General features: G+C 44.5%; 14 protein-coding genes. 13 read left to right on the top strand and 1 reads right to left on the bottom strand.

The window, feature by feature from the left end; genetic code table 11:
* Positions 1 to 88: 88 nt before the first annotated feature.
* Positions 89 to 1969, top strand: coding sequence for a molecular chaperone HtpG (gene htpG, locus NSQ99_RS21560; protein ID WP_340839053.1), 1881 nt, complete (start codon positions 89 to 91; stop codon positions 1967 to 1969).
* 71 nt (positions 1970 to 2040) lie between these two features.
* Here htpG and NSQ99_RS21565 read toward each other — a convergent pair whose 3' ends face one another.
* On the bottom strand, positions 2041 to 3066 hold the full coding sequence (locus NSQ99_RS21565; RefSeq protein ID WP_340839054.1) for a LacI family DNA-binding transcriptional regulator: 1026 nt from the start codon (positions 3064 to 3066) through the stop codon (positions 2041 to 2043).
* A gap of 309 nt (positions 3067 to 3375) precedes the next feature.
* Here NSQ99_RS21565 and NSQ99_RS21570 point away from each other — a divergent pair, with 309 nt between their 5' ends.
* The 12 genes from NSQ99_RS21570 to NSQ99_RS21625 all read left to right on the top strand — a co-directional run bounded on the left by NSQ99_RS21570 (position 3376) and on the right by NSQ99_RS21625 (position 20329).
* Positions 3376 to 4740: an ABC transporter substrate-binding protein gene (locus NSQ99_RS21570; protein WP_251671459.1), complete on the top strand. Its 1365-nt coding sequence runs from the start codon at positions 3376 to 3378 to the stop codon at positions 4738 to 4740.
* A 263-nt stretch (positions 4741 to 5003) separates the two neighbouring features.
* A complete protein-coding gene (locus tag NSQ99_RS21575) occupies positions 5004 to 7922 on the top strand; it encodes an extracellular solute-binding protein (protein WP_340839055.1) in 2919 nt (972 codons plus the stop codon).
* A gap of 15 nt (positions 7923 to 7937) precedes the next feature.
* Positions 7938 to 8843, top strand: a complete 906-nt coding sequence (locus NSQ99_RS21580) for a carbohydrate ABC transporter permease (protein WP_251671463.1) — start codon at positions 7938 to 7940, stop codon at positions 8841 to 8843.
* The gene (locus NSQ99_RS21585) at positions 8840 to 9712 is read left to right on the top strand and encodes a carbohydrate ABC transporter permease (protein WP_251671465.1); all 873 of its coding nucleotides are present in this window, start codon (positions 8840 to 8842) and stop codon (positions 9710 to 9712) included. The genes NSQ99_RS21580 and NSQ99_RS21585 overlap by 4 nt, the downstream gene beginning before the upstream one ends.
* A gap of 7 nt (positions 9713 to 9719) precedes the next feature.
* Positions 9720 to 11195 carry an NHL repeat-containing protein gene (locus NSQ99_RS21590; protein ID WP_340839056.1) on the top strand — a complete coding sequence of 492 codons (1476 nt, stop codon included), beginning with the start codon at positions 9720 to 9722 and terminating at the stop codon, positions 11193 to 11195.
* Positions 11192 to 11812, top strand: a complete 621-nt coding sequence (locus tag NSQ99_RS21595) for a Yip1 family protein (RefSeq protein ID WP_340839057.1) — start codon at positions 11192 to 11194, stop codon at positions 11810 to 11812. Before NSQ99_RS21590 ends, NSQ99_RS21595 begins: the two co-directional genes overlap by 4 nt.
* 18 nt (positions 11813 to 11830) lie before the next feature.
* Positions 11831 to 14398, top strand: a complete 2568-nt coding sequence (locus NSQ99_RS21600; RefSeq protein WP_340839058.1) for a DUF5696 domain-containing protein — start codon at positions 11831 to 11833, stop codon at positions 14396 to 14398.
* Complete coding sequence (locus tag NSQ99_RS21605) at positions 14398 to 15297, top strand: carbohydrate ABC transporter permease (protein ID WP_251671474.1); 900 nt, start codon at positions 14398 to 14400, stop codon at positions 15295 to 15297. Before NSQ99_RS21600 ends, NSQ99_RS21605 begins: the two co-directional genes overlap by 1 nt.
* A gap of 40 nt (positions 15298 to 15337) precedes the next feature.
* Complete coding sequence (locus NSQ99_RS21610; RefSeq protein ID WP_340839228.1) at positions 15338 to 16315, top strand: carbohydrate ABC transporter permease; 978 nt, start codon at positions 15338 to 15340, stop codon at positions 16313 to 16315.
* Positions 16316 to 16351: 36 nt separating this feature from the next.
* Positions 16352 to 17536, top strand: a complete 1185-nt coding sequence (locus NSQ99_RS21615; protein WP_340839059.1) for a glycosyl hydrolase — start codon at positions 16352 to 16354, stop codon at positions 17534 to 17536.
* Positions 17487 to 18704 carry an SGNH/GDSL hydrolase family protein gene (locus NSQ99_RS21620; RefSeq protein ID WP_340839060.1) on the top strand — a complete coding sequence of 406 codons (1218 nt, stop codon included), beginning with the start codon at positions 17487 to 17489 and terminating at the stop codon, positions 18702 to 18704. Before NSQ99_RS21615 ends, NSQ99_RS21620 begins: the two co-directional genes overlap by 50 nt.
* Positions 18701 to 20329: a glycosyl hydrolase gene (locus NSQ99_RS21625; protein WP_340839061.1), complete on the top strand. Its 1629-nt coding sequence runs from the start codon at positions 18701 to 18703 to the stop codon at positions 20327 to 20329. The genes NSQ99_RS21620 and NSQ99_RS21625 overlap by 4 nt, the downstream gene beginning before the upstream one ends.
* The last annotated feature ends 27 nt before the right edge of the window (positions 20330 to 20356 follow it).

Genomic DNA, 20356 nt, shown 5'->3' on the forward strand with positions numbered 1-20356 from the left:
TTCATAGTATGGTATATATTTTATAAGATTAGCACTCTAGCATACTGAGTGCTAACAACTTATGGGTTGAAGGGAGAAATAATCGACGATGGCTAAAAAGCAGTTCAAAGCAGAATCTAAACGATTGCTGGAGATGATGATTAACTCCATTTATACACAGAAGGAAATCTTTTTAAGAGAGCTTCTGTCTAATGCTAGTGACGCTATTGATAAAATTTACTATAAAGCATTAACAGACGACACACTCGTATTCAACAAAGAAGACTATTTCATTAAAATTGCTGTAGACGCTAACGCTCGCACGATTACGATTACTGATACAGGAATCGGGATGACCAAGGAAGAGCTAGACAACAACCTTGGCGTAATTGCGAAAAGTGGATCACTAGCATTTAAAAAGGAAAATGAAGCTCAAGATGGGCATAACATTATTGGGCAATTTGGTGTTGGCTTCTATTCTGCATTTATGGTTGCAGACAAGCTCGTTGTTACTTCACGAGCACTAGGAAGTGAAGAGGCATACCGCTGGATCTCTGCTGGTGCTGACGGCTATACGATTGAGTCAGCTGAGAAGGACACAGTAGGTACTGAAATTGTAATGCATATTAAGGAAAATTCAGAGGAAGAGCAATATGACGAGTATTTGGAGCCTTATCGCCTAAAGGCTATCGTTAAAAAGTACTCTGATTTTATCCGTTATCCGATCAAAATGGATATGACGACACAGAAGCCGAAAGCAGATGCAGAGGGTGAGTTTGAGGAGGTGACAGAGGAACAAGTACTCAACAGTATGGTTCCGATCTGGCGCCGTAACAAAAGCGAGCTAACCGATGAAGATTACAACCAATTTTATATGGATAAGCGCTATGGCTTCGACAAGCCACTAAAGCATGTACATATTAGTGCTGATGGTGCGGTTGTGTATAATGCGATTTTATTTGTTCCAGAAAGCGCTCCTTACGATTACTATACGAAGGAATTCGAAAAAGGGCTTGAGCTGTACTCCAATGGCGTATTAATTATGGAAAAATGCGGAGATTTGCTGCCTGATTATTTCAGCTTCGTGAAGGGTATGGTTGACTCTGAGGATCTGTCGCTTAATATTTCGCGTGAGCTTCTGCAGCATGACCGTCAGCTTAAGCTGATCGCTAAAAATATTAAAAACAAAATCAAATCAATGCTGCAGTCCATGCTTAAAGACGAGCGTGAGAGCTATGAAAAGTTCTTCGAAGCATTTGGCCGTCAGCTAAAATTTGGTGTTTATAATGATTATGGCATGAATAAAGGAGATCTACAGGATCTGTTGATCTTCACCTCCTCCAAGGACAAAAAGCAGGTCAGCCTTGCTGAGTATGTTGAACGTATGCCTGAGGAGCAAAAATATATTTATTATGCTACGGGTGAATCTGTTGCACGTATTGAAAAATCCCCACAGCTGGAGGTCGTGTTAGATAAAGGCTATGAGGTGCTATATTTAACCGATGATATCGATGAGTTCGCGATAAAAATTATTGCGAATTACAAGGAGAAGGAATTCCGCAACGTAGCAAGTGGAGATCTTGGCTTTGAGGCAAACGAGAACGATGACCAGTCCGAGGCGGAGAATGAGGAAGCGAAGGAGTTGTTTGAGCGTATGAGCTCGCTGCTTGATGGTAAAGTAAAAGCAGTAAAAGCTTCTAAGCGTCTAAAAAGCCACCCTGTTTGCTTGTCCTCTGAAGGTGAGCTTTCCATCGAGATGGAGAAGATTCTTCAAGCGATGCCTGATGCAGGCGGCGTTAAAGCAGATAAAGTGCTTGAGATTAACATTAATCATGAAGTTTATAGTGCGCTGAAAAATGCTTTCGAGCAGGATCAAGAGAAGTTTGGTCTCTATACACAGCTTCTTTACAGCCAGGCGCTGCTCATCGAGGGTCTATCCATTGATGATCCAGTGGAGCTAAGCAACAATATTTGCAAAGTAATGGTTTAAGCTACAGACATTAAGAAATAAATTTAAGCCGCTCTACGCTTGTAAAAGTGTAGAGCGGCTTTTTGTTAAGTCTAGGACCGAATGCTAGAAAAATGCTTATTAACCATTAGATCAGCATGCAACAGCTTTCGCTCATACGGCTGATCAGGATTCATAATGCGCCATAGCAGCTGCTCAACGGAGCGCTTTCCTAAAAGCTCCTTCTTAACATTCATCGTTGCATATAGCGGAAGCCCTGGATGAGTATAGTCGAAGCCTGTAAAAATGCAGTCACGCGGTACTTCATAGCCAGCATGTCCTAATGCCTCTATCGTAAAATCAGCATAGATGTCATTAGCACATACAAAAACCTCTGGCAGCCCATCCTCCTCAAGCACCTTAGGAATGACCGTGTGGATATCCTCCACTTCCTCGGAAATTAATCGTGAATTTTGCTTCAGTGGAATATTGCGTTCCTCTAGTGCATTTCGAAAAGCAATCCAGCGTTCCTTAAAGCTAGGCGCTTCTTGAATATTGCCGATAAATTGAAAGCGACGATATCCTGCTCGGCATAGCTCATTCATAATTTGCGAGATTGCTCCCATGTTGTCACTGAATATAGAATCGCATACAAATTCATGATCGCTGTGATCAACCATAACGACCGGAATGCTGCTTCGTTTTAGTTCAAGCAGAAGAGATGTAGATATGGAACCCACGGATATAATGCCCTGTATAGCTCCTGGATTGAGCAAGGTAAAGATCGAATCATTACTAGGCTCCGTTAACGTTAAAATATTAAAGCCTTTTTTATTCAATGCTGAGGATATACCATTGAAAATCGGTCCCCAATATAATGAATCTGTATTTTGATATCGAACGTCAGGGAATAGAATAAGCACAGTGCCGCTCCAGCTACCATCACTGGAAGGCGGAGGTGCCGACTGCTGACGAGTGATCGTCCTCGTGGAGAAATAACCTAGATGCTCTGCAGTCTGAATGATATATTGCCTGGTTTCTGAACTTACTCCTGATTTACCTGCTAATGCTCTAGAGACAGCATATTTAGACAGGCCAGTTGCATCTGCGATTTCTTGAATGGTAACCTTTTTCCGCACAATACCACAACTCTCCGTTTTTGTTATTTTTGTTATCCTCAACATAACATGTTATTCTCGTTATTGCAATAATATTCTTAGAGAACGCACTATTTGCTGTGAAATGCGATAAATTATTATTTTTTATTTTGCTTATTGACCTAAATGTTATGAGCATGTTAATATTTGTTATGTAAGGAAGCGCTAACAAAATAACAAACATAACAATTATTGTTTTGTTATGATGGTTAGTTTCTTCATAGTATAACTTCATTTGTCCTATTTTGTTATTGCATACCTGGAACAACAATAAAAATGGGAGGTTAAAAAATGCGTAAATTGAAAGGGTTTTCATTTTTGTTGATCTGCTTCATGGTTGTTCTATCTGCTTGCAGCGGAGGGAATAGCAACTCAGGAAATGCAACACCAACACCATCACCATCGCCAGTAAGCGAGGAAACAGCAACACCAGAACCATCAGAGACAGTAGAAGAAGAGACATATGATCTCGGTGGTCGCGTCATTAAAATTGCTGCTTGGTGGGATCTAACACCAGCGGGCACAACACAATCTGATATTAACCGCTTAGCGAAAATCGAAGAGGTTGAAAAGAAATACAACGTAAAGATTGAATTTGTAACTGTGCCATTTGAAGAAATGGTTCCAAACTTTACGAACAGCGTATTAGCGGGTGAGCCGTTCGCTGATATTGTACAGCTCGAGTATAAGGCAGCACTTCCACTTATTAATAAAGGACTTATTCTACCGATTAGTGAGTTTACGAATGAAAACCACAACATTAACAATGAAGCGAATCTGCTAACGAAGTACTCCCCGCTAGCGGGCGACTACTATGGCTTTGATAATCCGGTCGCAATCGGTGCAGGTCTTCACTACAATCGCGATCTATTCAAGGAGCTCAATCTAGAAGATCCTAAGGAGCTATATGAGCGTGGGGAATGGACATGGGATAAGTTTTTAGAGCTGGCTAAGACAGCAACGAAGGATACAAACAATGATGGGAAAAATGATGTATGGGGCTTCGCAGCATGGTCGGTTGATGCATATAAGCATTTTGCAGTATCAAACGGCGTTCACATCGTAGATGAAGAGAATTTAGTAGAGGGATTAACAAGTCCTGGTTCTATTAAAACTGCAGAGTTTTTGAACCAGCTGTATAACGTAGATAAGGTTGTAAAAGTAAGCACTGGCGATCCGATGAACTGGGAGGAATCCAATACCTTCAAAGAAGGCGATGTTGCCATGTTCACGGTTGCGGAATGGAACCTTGGAGGCTTGAACTTTGAATTCGGTATAGTTCCAATTCCAAAAGGTCCAGACCAAACAACGTCTTACACCTATGCGAATTCAGCCGCTGCAGCCAAATTTATTGGTAAAGGTGTAAAGGACCCTGATCTGGTCTACCAAATTTTCGAAGAAACCTTCGATATTCCAATGCTTGAGGAGTACCCAGGACAAGACTATCTTGAAAGCATTTATAGCTATGAGGATGACGTTATGATGCTTCGTGATCATATTGCAGGCACAGGCTTAATTACTGTAGATGAAGCATTCCCTGACTTCCCTACGTGGGCATTTGTCAATGATGTTGTCGTGAATCAAATTTCACCAGCTGCGGCAGCTGAAACCTATAAAGGTCCTGCAGCAGAGTCTTTAACGAAGCTAGGTCAGTAATGTAGTATTAGAGTTCTCTGAAAAGTAGACATCTTCAATAGTTAGCTCAAGCTCATAGTGAGCGAAGAAGCAATGAGATTCAGAAAAACGACAGTGCTCGCCTTTGAAGCCTGATTCTACCTTATTTATTAGAGGAATCAGGCTTCAGGCATTAAACGCGAGTGGAAGAACGCTTTGCTCCGTAGCGGCTCCGTTTGGATCAACTAACTATCAAGTACTTTCCAGACAACTCTGCTTAGAGGCGGGATTGAGGAGGTAATGTGGTGAACCGTCAGCATCGAAACCCTAAGTCGGTTGCAATAGTGATTGGTGTATCTGTTTTGCTATGCGCTGTACTTATTATCTTAAATTTGCTTTCTGATAACAAACCGTTGGATGCAGCTGCTACAACTCCGTATGAAGGGAAGCTGCGTCATAGTGAGAATAGCTACGCCGCCTATATCGCGCAGTATGAACATGAACCAAAGGCTGAGCAAGACATTATTATTGATGCAGCACAATATTCGAGATTGCTCGGTGACGACTTTGAAGTGCTTGATAGCTTTGAAGGAATGCAAGGATCTTCATTATGGACAGGAGAGACGGGTGAGGTCGAGTGGAGCTTTACAGCACCAGCAAGTGGTCTATATACGATGGAGCTGCTTTATTATCCGGTTGCGGGCAAAAGCTCAGCAATCGAGCGCATTGTGAAGCTAGACGGGAAAGTGCCGTTTGAAGAGGCGCAGTTTATTCAGTTTGACCGGATTTGGAACAATGAGCTGGACACGATCAAGGTTGATAATCAAGGCAATGAGCTGAGACCACGACAAGTGGAATATCCAGAGTGGACAACGAAGGTAGTTCAAGATTCCAATGGCTACATAACAGAGCCGTTCCAATTTTATATTACAAAAGGAACACATACGTTGTCATTTCAAGCCTCGCGCGAGCCTGTCGTTATAAAAGAGATTCGTTTGAAGCAGCAGCCAGCACTGCCTAGCTATGCCGAGCTTAAGCAGCAATATGAGCAGCAAGGCATTCAAATGACCTCAGGGATAGAGCTTCGAATTGAAGGCGAGGCAGCAATTAAAAAATCATCTCCGACGTTATATCCTGTGAGCGAACGTACTAGTGCAGCGGTATCTCCGTATAGCGCTTCTCTAATCAAAATAAATACGATAGGTGGCTACAATTGGCGCTTGCCTGGTCAATGGATCGAGTGGGAGATCGATGTGCCCGAGGATGGTCTATATGAGCTGTCCTTTATTGCGCAGCAAAACTGGGTGAGAGGAATCTACTCCACTCGAAAGCTTTACATTGACGGAGTCGTACCTTTTGAGGAAATGAATCAAGTCGGGTTTAAGTATAAAAGCGGATATCGTCTTGACACGCTAGGTGAGGATGATGAGCCTTATCTTTACTACTTCACAGCTGGCAAGCATACGCTCCGCTTGGAAAATACATTGGGACCTTTTGCAGAGCTGATCTCAGAGGTGGAGGACTCCCTATATGAGCTGAACTCGCTATATCGTAGCATTCTGATGATTACGGGTACGAAGCCTGATGAATATCGAGACTATCAGCTAACTAGTAAGATCCCTAATTTAATAGAAACATTAACCTTTGAACGAGATCGCTTAACCGATGTAGCTGCTCATCTAAAGCAGCTTGCAGGAGGAACAAGTGATCAAGAAGCACTATTGAAATCAATGGCCATTCAGCTTGGCGAGATGATTGAAAAGCCAGACAATATTCATCGCAAGCTAACCGATTACAAAACCAATACTGGTGGTCTAGGAACTTGGGTGCAGCAGGCAAGAGAGCACCCGCTTGAGATTGATGCAATTATTTTAAGCTCACCAGATACAAAGGTGAAGGTACAGGGCTTAAGTGTTGCTTCCAAGCTGAAGCATGAAATGCAAACGTTCTTCAACTCTTTCTTTATTGACTACAACAGTATTGGAAACGTATCCGATCAAAAGGATCAGCGCACGATTACTGTATGGATCGGAAGCGGTCGAGATCAAGCCAATACGATGAAGGCGATGATTGACGAAACCTTTACCTCACAGACGGGAATTAATGTCAATCTGAAGCTAGTCCAGATGCACACACTGCTCCCAGCAACGCTTGCCGGTCAAGGACCTGATGTCGCGATGCAGATCGACAATGACATACCCGTTAACTTTGCGATGAGAAATGCAGCAGCGGATCTAACCCAATTTGCCGATTATGCTGAAGTAGCTAAACGCTTCCGCAGCAGCGCAGTCGTTCCATATCAGTATACAAACGGCGTCTATGCGCTGCCAGAGCAGCAAACATTCAATATGCTGTTTTATCGAAAGGATGTACTGGAGGAGCTGGAGCTAGAGGTTCCAAAGACATGGGATGAAGTATCTGCGATGCTCGCTGTGTTGAGCAAAAATCATATGGCGTTTGGATTGCCACAGGTTCAGCAGGCCGCGATTCAAGGCCAAAATATTCCGCCAAACTCATTATACGCTGCACTATTGTTCCAAAACGGAGGTCAATTCTACCGTAACGATGGCAAAGAGTCGGATCTAGATTCGCGCGTCGCGATTGAAACCTTTAAGCAGTGGACGGAATATTACACCGACTACAAGCTGGAGCGTGAGTATGACTTCGCCAATCGCTTCCGTACAGGAGAAATGCCAATCGGTATTGCAGACTATACGATTTATAATCAGCTGACGGTTTTCGCGCCTGAAATCCGTGGACTATGGGGATTTGCACCTATTCCAGGTACAGTACAGCGTGATGGAACGATTAATAACCAGGTGCCTAGTGGTGGCTCGGCAGTCATGATGCTAGAAAGCGCAGAGGATAAGGAAGCTGCTTGGGAGTTTATGAAGTGGTGGACGAGTGATGATACGCAGGCGAAGTTTGGCCGCGAGATGGAAGGGCTAATGGGAGCAGCCGCGCGCTATCCTACAGCGAATATTAATGCACTTGATAGTCTTCCATGGCCAGTTGCTGACTATGAACAGCTGAAGGAGCAGTTCGACCATGTGGTCGGTATTCCAGAGGTGCCAGGAGGCTACTTTACTGGTCGTCATCTATTCAACGCGTTCTACAAAACCGTGATTGGTGAGGTCGAAGCACGGGAGGCGCTAATGGACTATGTGGAATACATTCAAGACGAAATCGAGAACAAGCGCGAAGAATTTGGCTTGCCACAATAAGGAGGGGCTTGCGGCATGTCTAACTGGTGGAGCTTAAAGGTTAGCGAAATAAAAAAGAGCAAGCACTCCTATGTGCTTCTCGCGCCTTATATGATACTTTTTGCCGTATTTACGGTGTTGCCGGTCATTATGTCCATGGTTTTAAGCTTTACGTACTTTAATATGCTTGAATTTCCTAAATTTATTGGCTGGCACAACTACTCTAGATTGTTCCTTGAGGATGATATCTTTCTAATCGCTATAAAAAATACAATACTGTTTGCTGTCATTACAGGCCCGGTCAGTTACATTGCCTGCTTTGTGTTTGCATGGATCATTAATGAGCTGTCCCCGAAGCTGCGTGCCTTTATGACGCTTGTGTTTTACGCACCTTCGATCTCGGGCAATGTGTTTTTCATATGGCTGATGATCTTTTCCGGTGATCGCTACGGCATTATGAACGGCCTGCTATTGAAGCTCGGTATTCTAATGGAGCCGATTCAGTGGTTGAAGGAAGAGCAGTATATATTAGCCATCATCATAATTGTGCAGCTGTGGCTGTCCCTCGGTACAGGCTTCCTTGCCTTTATCGCAGGACTTCAGACGGTTGACCGCACATTGTATGAGGCTGGAGCAGTGGACGGCATTCGTAATCGCTGGCAGGAGCTATGGTACATTACGCTGCCGTCGATGCGTCCGCAGCTTATGTTCGGCGCTGTTATTCAGATCACGACTTCACTTGCAGTATCGGATGTATCGATTGCCTTAGCAGGGTTTCCAAGCGTCAACTATGCCGCTGAAACGATCGTTACACATCTGATCGACTACGGTACGACACGCTTTGAGATGGGCTTTGCCTCTTCGATTGCTACCGTACTATTTATCATCATGCTGAGCACGAACCTTATTGTGCAAAAACTATTACGTAAGGTAGGTGAATGAGCATGCCCTTTTCTTTCAAATTGCGCACTAAAAGGGTAAATCGCTCGTTCTGGGGAAGCTTTAGCTTATTTACAGTATTAGCTTTCTTTGGAGCTTTCATGGTTTTGCCTTTGGTGTATGCCATTAATAACGCATTTAAGCCGTTAGACGAGATCTTTTTATTCCCACCGACCTTATTTGTACGAAACCCAACATTGAATAACTTTAGTGATTTGTTAAATTTGCTCGGTGAGTCATGGGTGCCGTTTAGCCGTTATATATTCAATACCGTTTTTATTACGTTAACCGGTGTCATTGGGCATGTGATCTTCGCTTCAGCAGCTGCCTTTCCGCTTGCGAAGCATCGCTTCCCAGGTAAAAAGTCGTTGTTCCAAGTCGTTGTGCTTTCTCTAATGTTTACACCGGCAGTTACAGCGATTCCGAACTATATGGTAATGAGCTGGCTAGGCTTAATTGACACGTATTGGGCTGTTATTGTCCCTGCGTTTTCTTATTCACTTGGTCTATATCTAATGAAGCAGTTTATGGAGCAAATGCCGGATGCACTACTAGAAGCAGCAAAAATAGATGGAGCAAGCGAGTATCGAATCTTTTGGACGATTGTAATGCCGAATGTAAAGCCAGCTTGGCTGACACTCGTTATTCTTCAATTTCAAATCCTGTGGGGCAGTGACGGGAATGGCTTTATCTATAGCGAGCAGCTGAAAAGTCTTCACTTTGCCGCTAATCAAATTATTTACGGGGGCATAGCGAGAGCAGGCGCGGCTGCAGCGGTCGCATTAATATTAATGAGCGTACCGATTACGTTATTCGTATTTTCACAAAGTAAAATCATTGAGACGATGGCATCCTCCGGGATGAAGGACTAGGAGGGATATGATGAGAATCAAAGCAATGGTTTCAGCTATCGTCATGGCCTCCGTGCTCTTTACTACTGCATGGATAAATGTCGTACACGCGAGTACACCCTATGAAGCCTACAACTATAACTACTGGGAGGAAGCAGTTGCATCTCCTGCAGCCTTCGTACCAAGTCGAACAGTAGGAGGGAGCGACCTAGGCATCGAGCCATTTCTGGAGCCTAATGATATGGTCATCGCCCCAAGCGGGAACATCTATGTAGCAGATACGGGGAATAAGCGAATCGTCGTTATACGCCCAGATTGGTCACTTGATCGAATCATTGATTCCGTGGAGGGCATCGGCGCATTTGGCACGGTTAGCGGCTTGTATGTAGACGAGGATGAGACGTTGTATATCGCCGATAGCGGGCTTGGAAAGCTGATCGTGCTCAATAAAGATGGATCTGTAAAGCTTATTATCGACAATCCACAATCGGACATTATCGCTGCAGGCTTTAAATTCACTCCGACGAAGGTAGCAGTAGATGATGCGAAGCGGATGTATGTTGTCGCAAGCGGCGTGTTTGAAGGCATTATGCAGTTTGATACCGATGGTGAGTTTCTAGGCTATATCGGAACGAATGAAGTGAAGCGTGATTATTACGAAATAATATGGAGACTTTTTTCAACCAAGGAGCAGCGCAGTCAGATGGTGTTGTTCATTCCAACTGAATTTTCGAATTTAGATATTGATCATAAGGGGTTCGTCTACGCGACCAATATCGACTTGAACTCACCAACACCGATTAAACGTCTTAATCCTTCAGGCGAGGATGTCCTAAAGCGATTTGGTTACTTTCATGTGAAGGGTGATATTCGATTCCGCGCCTCTGTTGGACCTTCGATTTTTATCGATATTAAATACTTAGGTGATGGTATCTACAGCGCGCTAGACAGCAATCAGGGGAGAATCTTCACGTATGACGCTGAAGGGAATCTACTCTTCATCTATGGCATGCACGCTAACCAGAACGGAACCTTCAAAACTCCTGTAGCGGTCGAATACGACGGAGTGAATCAGCTTGTGCTTGATCGAGCGAAAGCTAATATTCACGTGTTTAAGCCAACCATGTTTGGCGAGCTGGTACTAGAGGCTTCAAGGCTTCATTATAACGGCTATAGTGAGGAAGCAGTGCCCGTATGGCAGCAAGTGCTAGACCTTAATAGCAATTATGATATTGCCTATATTGGAATTGGACGCTCTCTTGTCATGTCCAAGCGTAATGAAGAAGCAATATTTTATTTCAAGCAGGGGATGGAGCGGGATCAATACTCGGTAGCCTATAAACGTTACCGTCGCGAGGAAATGAAGGAGCAGTTCGGTACGATTATGACAACCATCGTCATTGCAGCGGTAATGATCATCGGCTTAATGATATGGCGTAAGGTTCGTAGCAAGCGACAAGGTCGTACTGCAACGTATTCTGCTGGGAGGGATCAGGCGTTATGAAGCAGGAGCTAATCAGCTTTCCATTTCAAGTCATCTTTAAGCCATTCAGTAGCTTTTGGGACTTGAAGTACGATAATAAGGGCAGCATGAAGGCTTCATATCTGCTTATCGCATTTACGATTATTGCGTTTATTTTGCAAAAGCAGTATGCGGGCTTTCTCGTCAACTATACAGATCCTCGTGCCATTAATAGCATTATGGACATCATTACCGTTGTCATTCCTTTTGTGCTATGGGTTGTCGCGAATTGGTCGATTACGACACTGATGGATGGCGAAGGAAAATTTACCGAAATTGTTAAGGTAACTGCTTATTCTTTGACACCAATTGTTATTGTGTATATTCCGATGACCTTCATTAGTCGCTATATGGCACAGGAGGAGACAGCCTTTTACTACTTGATGCTGTCCATTGCTTCCTTATGGTTTGTGTGGCTGCTGTTTGTCGGCATTATGACGATTCATCAATATACCGTGATGAAAACGATTGTGACGATGGTGCTTACCATTATTGTGATGGGGATTATCGTTTTTCTAGGGGCATTGGTGTTGAGCATGCTTCAGCAAATCTATGATTTTATTTATAACATATACCGAGAGTTGCTGTTCAGAACGTAGAAAGGGGGCAGCCAAACGATGAAAAAGAGATGGTATATGATATTCGGTGCTCTCCTTTCTATAGGAGTGATCATCGGTATCGTGTGGATGGTAAATCGAGGAGTTCCTGCAATTAATACTTCCGCTTATTCTTATTCTGCTGAGCCAGAAGCGGGCAGCGAGCTGCAAAGTGTTCCAGCAGGAGATCAAATTCAGCTAGCAGGGATGAAGGTGGTCGCGCAAAACGATCAGCTTGCGCTTCACTATAATGAAGAAACGTCAGAGATTGCAGTCACCGATCGAGCAAGCAGACAGACGTGGTACAGCAATCCTATCGATCGCCTAGAGGATTCGATGGCATCGCAGTACGAGCAGAGCATGCTGTCCTCTCAGCTAGTTTTGCAGTACCGTGACCTGGAAGGGAATTTATATACGTATACGAATCACGAGAAAAGTATAGCTAACGAGCAGTTTCAGGCGGAATCGATCGCAGATGGTCTTAGAGTGATCTATACGATGGGAGATGTATCGAAGGGTGTCGATGCATTGCCCAAATATATTAGCAAGGAACGCTTCGAGACGCTTATATTAGCCAAGCTGCCAGAAGGAACGGCGAATTATGTCAGTGCGAGATATATAGAGTCCAAGGATCGACCAGGAGTTATGGAGCGACTTGATGCACAGGTAGAGAAGAAGCTCGTTCTAAACAAAATGATTGCCGCCTTCGAGGAGGCAGGCTATACCGAGGAGGATCTAGCCTTTGATGAGGCAGAGCAGGGAGGCGGCGCTGGTGCAGTGGCAGAGAAGCCTGCCTTTACGATTGCCATAGAATATCGGCTAGTTGACAATGATCTAGTCGTTACCGTTCCAGCATCCTATATTCAAGAGACTTCCAGCTATCTCATACGAAGCATTGACGTGTTGCCATTCTTCGGAGCAGCTGGCTCTCAAGGAGAGGGCTACATGCTCGTACCTGATGGCTCTGGTAGCCTCATTTACTTGAATAATGGAAAGGTAAAGGATGAGCAATATGTACAGCGCATCTATGGAGACGATCCGAACAATACACGCTGGGCAAGAGGAATGGTAAGCGAAAGCGCTCGGATGCCGGTTTTTGGTCTGAAAAATGGTGATGCAGCTTGGTTTGCTGAAGTGACGCTTGGCGAGGCAAATGGTAGTGTAACAGCCTCTGTTGGCGGCATACGCAACAGCTACAACAACGTTTATGCATCGTTCAGCCTGCGTGGTGAGGATTGGCTAGAGATGTATACGGGAACGAAATACCAAGAAATTCAAATTTTGAATGCTCAGCGCTTTAATGAGGATATGCAGGTTCGCTACAGCTTCTTAGCAGGTGAGGAAGCGAGCTATAGTGGAATGGCAGCTAATTATCGCGAGCATCTTATCGAAGCGGGTGTGCTGAAGCCGTTAGAGCAGATGGATTCCATTCCATTCTATCTCGATGTGCTCGGCTCTTACGATAAGCGAACCTCGTTTTTAGGTGTGCCTTACAAGAAAGTGGACTCCTTAACTACGTTCGAGCAGGCAGGCGCAATTGTCGATCAGCTGTCGGCACAGGGTGTTCAAGCGATCAATATGAGGTACATCGGATGGTTTAACCGAGGCATTAAGCATAAAACGCCAGAAAAGCTTCGCTTAGACTCCGTGCTAGGTGATAAGCAAGACTTGCAGCAGCTAGCAAGCAAGCTGGAGGAAGCGGGCGGAAGGCTATATCCAGACGTTGCTTTCCAATATATTTACAACGATGATATTAACTTTACTCCTGCCTCTGATGCAGCACGCTTTGTTACGAGAGATGTGGCTGAGCTGCATCCGTACAATCGAGCATTAAATCGAATGGATCCATTGAAGGGCTCTTACTACTTACTGTCAGCTGCAAAGCTTCCTCATTATGTCGATAAGTTTATGCAGTCCTTTACAAGCAAATTGGATCTGTCTGGCGTATCACTGCGTGATCTTGGTGATGTTGTTGGCGCGGATTATCGCGTATCGCGTGTCATTCATCGAGATACAGCAAAGCAAATTGTACAGCAATCGTTAGCAAAGCTTGCTGAAGCCAATGACACCATCATCGTTGGTGGTCATGCCTACGCATGGGCTTATGCGGATCATCTCATCGATGTCCCTGCTTCATCAAGCAGCTTTAGCATTACGGATGAGAGTGTGCCATTCTATCAAATGGTGCTTCACGGTTACCTTCCGTATGCGGGAGATGCGATTAATATTTCAGATGAGCAGAATGTAGAGGAGCAGCTGCTTCGTTCGATCGAGCAGGGCTCGTATCCGCACTTTGTATGGAGCTATGATCACTCTTCAGAGCTGAAGTTCACTGCCTACGATGAGTATTTTTCTACTCACTATGAGATATGGCTTGAAAAAGCAGCTGCGATGTATAAGGAAGCAAGTGCGGTGTTGGCACCGATAAGTGCATCTCATATGCAGGAGAGGATCGTTCATAAGCCAGGAGTTGTCGAGGTTAAATACGACAATGGAACCTCTATCCTAGTGAATTATACAGAGCAGGAAGCTATCGTAAACGGCGTAAAGGTCGCACCAAGACATTATGGAATAGGCGGTGATCAGTGATGAAATGGAATTCAATGTCTCTACATCGGAAGCGATCCATGCTCGGTTTTGTCTTTATCGCCCCGTGGCTTATTGGATTTTTATTCTTATACTTAACACCGCTTGTTCAATCGTTAATGTTTAGCTTCACGAAGCTTGTGATACAGCCTGTTGGTTATTCCTTGGAGCCGATTGGCTTCGAGAATTTCCGTAATGCACTGCTGGTAGATGCTAACTTCAACCGCGTCATTACGAGCTCGGTATCGCAAATGCTTATTAGTGTACCGATGATATTGTTCTTTAGCTTATTTTCAGCGACGCTGCTTAATCAAAAATTTCGCGGGCGTACATTAGCGCGAGCAATCTTCTTCCTGCCAGTTATTCTTGCATCCAATGCGATTGCTTCTGCCGAGCAGGCCGGACTTATTAACTTAATTGGCAGCGGGGCATATCTGGATGAAATGCAGGCAGATCTATCCTCCTACAATATTACATCGATTGTGTATATGCTGATGGATGTAGGAATCCCTCGTTCCTTTGTCGATTATATCGTGTCTGCCATTCTTGGAATCTATGACATTATTACAAGCTCAGGCGTACAGATCCTCATCTTTCTTGCTGCATTGCAGGCTGTGCCTAGCTCAATGTATGAGGTTGCGAAAATGGAAGGTGCGACGGCCTATGAGTGCTTTTGGAAAATAACCTTTCCAATGGTTAGTCCGTTAATTTTAACGAATATCATCTATACGATTATCGACTCCTTTACGGGCAGCCCAGTGACGACACTCATCTACTCGGTTGCATTCGAAACTCAAAACTTTGGTTTGAGTGCAGCGATGAGCTGGATCTATACGATCATCGTCGCGCTAATCCTCGTTATCGTTGGATTCGTATTGTCGAAGCGAATTCATTACAATTGAGCGTCAGCGAAAGAAAGAAGGTGGGACTGCAATGAACGAAATGGACAATAGCTACTATAGAAAGCAAAAGTCGATTCAACGCTTTTTTGATGTGACGTATTCGATATTTCGAGCGCTGCTCGTCATCGGTATTTCATTTATTATTATTTATCCGATATTACAGAAAATATCGGTTGCTTTTAAGGATAAGGTCGACATCTACAATCCAACGATCTATATGATTCCTACCCACTTCACATGGGAAAATATTGATCTTGCAATGGGCATTCTCGACTATTTTCCGATGCTCGGTAAAACGCTTCTGTTCGTCATCGTTACGACGCTGCTTACAACAGCTAGCTGTGCTTTAGCTGGCTATGGCTTTGCTAGATTTAATTTCCCGGGAAATCAAATATTGTTTGCTTTTGTCGTAATGACGATATTGGTGCCGAGTACAACCTTAATGCTGCCGTATTACTTACATTTCAAAAACTTTGATATTCTCGGAGTGGTATCGCTTTTTACAGGCAAGTCAGGGGTCAATCTTATGAATACGTATTGGCCGTCGATTATTACATCAGCAACAGCGATTGGGCTTAAGGCCGGGCTATTCATTTATATCTTTAGACAGTTCTTCAAGGGCTTACCGAAGGAGATCGAGGAAGCTTCATTAATTGACGGTGCTGGAGGCATTCAAACGTTTTTTAGAATTATGCTGCCTAACTCTATTCCACCGATCATTACCGTCGTATTGTTTTGCTTTGTCTGGCAATATAATGACACCTTTTATACAACGTTGTTTATGAGTGGGATGGAGCTTATGTCGTTGAAGGTCGCAACGCTATCCTCTCAGGCCAATCAGTTTATCCCTGTACTAATGGGGTATTCACACGGCTCTGGCTTTAAGGCAGACCCGAACCATGTTGCAATGGTTGTTGATACGGGGATATTACTAGCCATTGCTCCGTTAATTCTAATGTACATTGCTGTTCAGCGTTACTTTGTAGAAAGCATCGAACGTACCGGAATTGTCGGCTAAACATTCGCTGCGTGCACATAAGGGAGAGAAGAGGATATGGTGAACTATAATGTTGAGCCCAAGCTAATCAATAATGATGCAACGCCTGAAGCATTAGCTTTAATGGAGTATGTGTGCAGCATTTATGGTGACAAAGTACTGACTGGTCAGCAAATCGGGGTTGTTACTCAGCCTGAGGTTGAAGTTATCGCTGCACTGACTGGCAAGTATCCTGCGGTATATGGCTTTGATATGATGAACTACTCTCCTTCACGAGTTGAGCGTGGTTCAAGCTGTAACGATGTAGAGGAAGCGATAGCGTGGTGGAACAACGGTGGAATTGTAACCTTTTGCTGGCATTGGAATGCCCCAATCGGATTAGTTGATATCCCACCAGAGCGAAGCTGGGATCGAGGCTTTTATACGGAAGCGACAACCTTTAATATTGCAGAGGCGATGAAGGATGAAGAGAGCGAGCTATACCAGCTTATTATCCGTGATATTGATGCAATAGCCGAGCAATTGAAGCGGCTGCAGCTTGAACGTGTTCCTGTGCTGTGGCGACCATTACATGAAGCAAGCGGCGGCTGGTTTTGGTGGGGGGCACAGGGTGCAGAGCCTTTTCTTAAGCTGTGGCGGTTAATGTACCATCGCTTGACTAACGTACATCAGCTCAATCACTTGATCTGGGTATGGAACGGTCAGCATAAGGATTGGTATCCTGGCGATGAATATGTCGATATTATCGGCGAGGATATTTATGCACCTCGACATGATTATAGCTCACAACGAGAACGGTTTGAGCAAGCGGTGCAGTATACGATGACACCAAAGCTTATCGCTCTTTCTGAAAATGGTGTTATTCCAGCCATCGATGAGATGCAGCGTGATAACGCAATGTGGCTATGGCAGTGCACATGGTACGGTGAGTTTGTGTGCAAGCGAGTTACTGCTCATGACATAGTCTCGAATAATGTGCCAGATGGGCACAAAGCAGCAGCTCAAGATGACTCAGAGGCTGCTGAGCGAGAGGTCATGCAACAGTCACCTTATATTAAGCACGGTGACCACTATTATACGTATTGTGGGGATTATACAGTGAAGCAAGCGATCATCGACTTCTATAATGATCCAAGATCATTGACGCGAGACCAGCTCCCTAACTTAAAGTGTGGTGAAAAGGAGAACAGTCATGACATTTCCAATCATACGAGCAAGAAAGCCGCTGAAGCATTGGAATAGCTGTCTTGAACAGGGTGCGATTACGATTGGCTTTCTAGGTGGATCGATTACAGACGCAAGACCTCGTCACAATTGGCCAGAATATGTGCGCGAATGGCTGCTTGCCACCTTTTCAAATGTACGGTTTCGGATTGAAAATGCCGCGATTGGCGCAACAGGCAGTGATCTAGCAGCACTTCGCGTAAGACGCGACATCATTGATCGCAATTGTGATGTTGTGTTTATCGAGTATGCGGTTAACGATCATGATGTCCCATCGTATCGGAGAAGACGTACTCGGGAGGGCTTAATTCGTCAGCTATATAAAGCAGGTGTTACTGAGCTGATATTCGTCTATACCTACTCCGGTGATATGAAGGAGGAGATAGACAAGGGCAGATACCCAGCTTCGATCGCGGAGCTGGAGGAGCTTGCAATTCACTACCACATTCCTTCGATCTGGGTAGGGAAATACGGACTAGATCAAGTAGCAGCAGGAAAACTTTCAATGGATGAATGGCTTCCAGACGGGCTCCATCCTAAGGAGCGAGGCAGCCGAATATATGCGGAATGTGTTATCGAGTATTTGCAAAGAGAGCTGCAAGGTCAAGAAACATTGGACCGTAAGCACATAAAGCATGATTCTGGAGCGATACAGCCTGAACAGCTGCTTTACGAACCAGTCACAGATACTTCAGAGGCAGAGCGTTCGAAAGGCTCTTTCCTGCAAATATTACAGCAGCCTGATGCCTCTAAGCTTCCAAGAGCACTTGACCCGTTATGCTGGGAGTATATTGTTGAGATTCCACTTTCGGAGCTGGAACTTATAGGGCAGTGGGTAGAGCAGCGCTGGCATCAATATGAATGGATAGATACGATGCTGGAAACGAATGAGCTGGGTGCTAGCTTATACTATTCCTTCCGTGGAAGAGGCTTAATGCTCGTGTTTGATTACGGCAGCTGCTCAGCTGAATTCGAGTATAGGATTGATGATGGCGAATGGATATACTCGAATCGTGATTGTCCAGAGTGGGTTGGTCATGACGGCTGGCTTAGGCTGTTCGACTGCGGGGATGAACTTACTAATGAAGAGCACCGAATAGAGCTGAGAGTGGTAAAGCCGAGGCATGAACGACAGGAGCTCGGTGAGTATATTTTCCGATTAGGGAAGGTGGCGATCATTCTATGAGAGAGGCGCCTAGAAATGATCGGATCACCATGATTGCTGTTATGTGTATTGTTGCTGCTACCATCGGTCTTGTCCTTACAACTCATGCACTGCAGGAGAAGCACATGGCTACAACTAAGGGAACGGAGCAGATGATAATGGAGATAGGTATATCCAACAGTGATGGTGACACTGACGACGAGTTGTCAGAACAGGCTGTTATACACAGTAATGATAATGGAAGCAATGTTATGGAGCACACTGCTGCTGCTCGGCCAGCTTCAGTTGCTAAAAAGCTAAGATTCGAGGCGGAGCAAGGAAAGCTAGAAGGTACGTCAGTTGCAACTACTGCTGCCGGATACTCTGGAGAAGGCTATGTAACGGAATTTTTCGATGAAGCTGATTCTGTGCATATAGCGATTGAAGTTGAGGAGGCTGGCTTGTATACGCTATATGTTGGCTACCGTGCAGCCAATGGCTATAAGGAGTCTGAGCTATACGTCAACGATGCTCCCTTCGGTAAGGTTGTATTGAAGGAAAGCTCGGGCTTTACGAATACGAAGGTAACACGTATTCTACTAGAGCAGGGAAAAAGTATACTTACGTTTACTAGAGGCTGGGGATATTTTGATCTGGACTATGTGGAGCTAGAGCGCTTCGATACCAGTCAGCTCGATGCTGCGCCGATTACAGAGAAGCTAAGTAATTCTCATGCAACACCTGAGGCTGTCGCTCTCATGAACTATCTAAATGAGCATGCTGGGAAGTCGGTCATTAGCGGTCAGCAGCTCTACACGCATATTATCGATATCGAGCAAATAACTGGAAAGCGTCCTGCTATCGTTGGTTTTGATTTTATTGAATATTCACCGACAAGAGCAGCTTACGGCTCTCGCTCAAGTGAGGTAGAATCGGCTTTATCCTGGCATAAGCAGGGTGGTATTGTGAGCTTTCTATGGCATTGGAATGCACCGACTGGACTAATTGATGAGCCAGGAAAGGAATGGTGGAGAGGCTTTTACACTGATGCCGTAACCTTTAGTTTGGCAGATGCGCTTAAGGATACAACGAGTGAACAATATCAGCTTCTGCTATCCGATATGGATGCTATTGCACAGCAAATTAAAATTTTGCAGCTTAATGATGTGCCAATTTTGTTTCGCCCGCTGCATGAAGCAGAAGGTGGATGGTTTTGGTGGGGAGCAAGTGGACCAGAAGCAGCCAAGGAATTGTACAGACTGATGTACGATCGATTCGTTAACGAGCATAAGCTCAATAATTTGATATGGGTGTGGAATTCGGTTGATCCAGCTTGGTATCCAGGAGATGACGTCGTAGATATTGTAAGCTATGACAGCTACCCGGTGGCAGGAGATCATAATCCGGTAGCTAATGTGTATGATGCATTAGTCGAGCTGACTGGAGGGAGCAAATATATCGCTATGATGGAAAACGGTTCGATTCCTGATCCAGATGCAATGGAGGCATATGGTGCGAATTGGGGCTTGTTTATTACGTGGAACGGTCATTTTACGTTAGATGGAGAGCACAACAGCAGAGAGTTTTTGCACCATGTCTATAATCATCCACGAGTCATAACGCTAGAGGATCTTCCGAATTTTAAAGAGAAGAATGAAAACAACTAACTTTTACTGTAACTGGAGGAGAAATCA

Origin of the sequence: Paenibacillus sp. FSL W7-1287, from assembly GCF_038004245.1 — a bacterium.
GTDB lineage: Bacteria > Bacillota > Bacilli > Paenibacillales > Paenibacillaceae > Pristimantibacillus > Pristimantibacillus camelliae.

Excerpts from the sequence above, each read along its gene's own strand:
- NSQ99_RS21615 (WP_340839059.1), top strand. The coding sequence starts at position 16,352 with ATGGTGAACTATAATGTTGAGCCCAAGCTAATCAATAATGATGCAACG.
- NSQ99_RS21605 (WP_251671474.1), top strand. The coding sequence starts at position 14,398 with ATGAAATGGAATTCAATGTCTCTACATCGGAAGCGATCCATGCTCGGT.
- NSQ99_RS21625 (WP_340839061.1), top strand. The coding sequence starts at position 18,701 with ATGAGAGAGGCGCCTAGAAATGATCGGATCACCATGATTGCTGTTATG.
- NSQ99_RS21620 (WP_340839060.1), top strand. The coding sequence starts at position 17,487 with ATGACATTTCCAATCATACGAGCAAGAAAGCCGCTGAAGCATTGGAAT.
- NSQ99_RS21570 (WP_251671459.1), top strand. The coding sequence starts at position 3,376 with ATGCGTAAATTGAAAGGGTTTTCATTTTTGTTGATCTGCTTCATGGTT.
- htpG (WP_340839053.1), top strand. The coding sequence starts at position 89 with ATGGCTAAAAAGCAGTTCAAAGCAGAATCTAAACGATTGCTGGAGATG.
- NSQ99_RS21600 (WP_340839058.1), top strand. The coding sequence starts at position 11,831 with ATGAAAAAGAGATGGTATATGATATTCGGTGCTCTCCTTTCTATAGGA.
- NSQ99_RS21585 (WP_251671465.1), top strand. The coding sequence starts at position 8,840 with ATGAGCATGCCCTTTTCTTTCAAATTGCGCACTAAAAGGGTAAATCGC.
- NSQ99_RS21590 (WP_340839056.1), top strand. The coding sequence starts at position 9,720 with ATGATGAGAATCAAAGCAATGGTTTCAGCTATCGTCATGGCCTCCGTG.
- NSQ99_RS21580 (WP_251671463.1), top strand. The coding sequence starts at position 7,938 with ATGTCTAACTGGTGGAGCTTAAAGGTTAGCGAAATAAAAAAGAGCAAG.
- NSQ99_RS21610 (WP_340839228.1), top strand. The coding sequence starts at position 15,338 with ATGGACAATAGCTACTATAGAAAGCAAAAGTCGATTCAACGCTTTTTT.
- NSQ99_RS21595 (WP_340839057.1), top strand. The coding sequence starts at position 11,192 with ATGAAGCAGGAGCTAATCAGCTTTCCATTTCAAGTCATCTTTAAGCCA.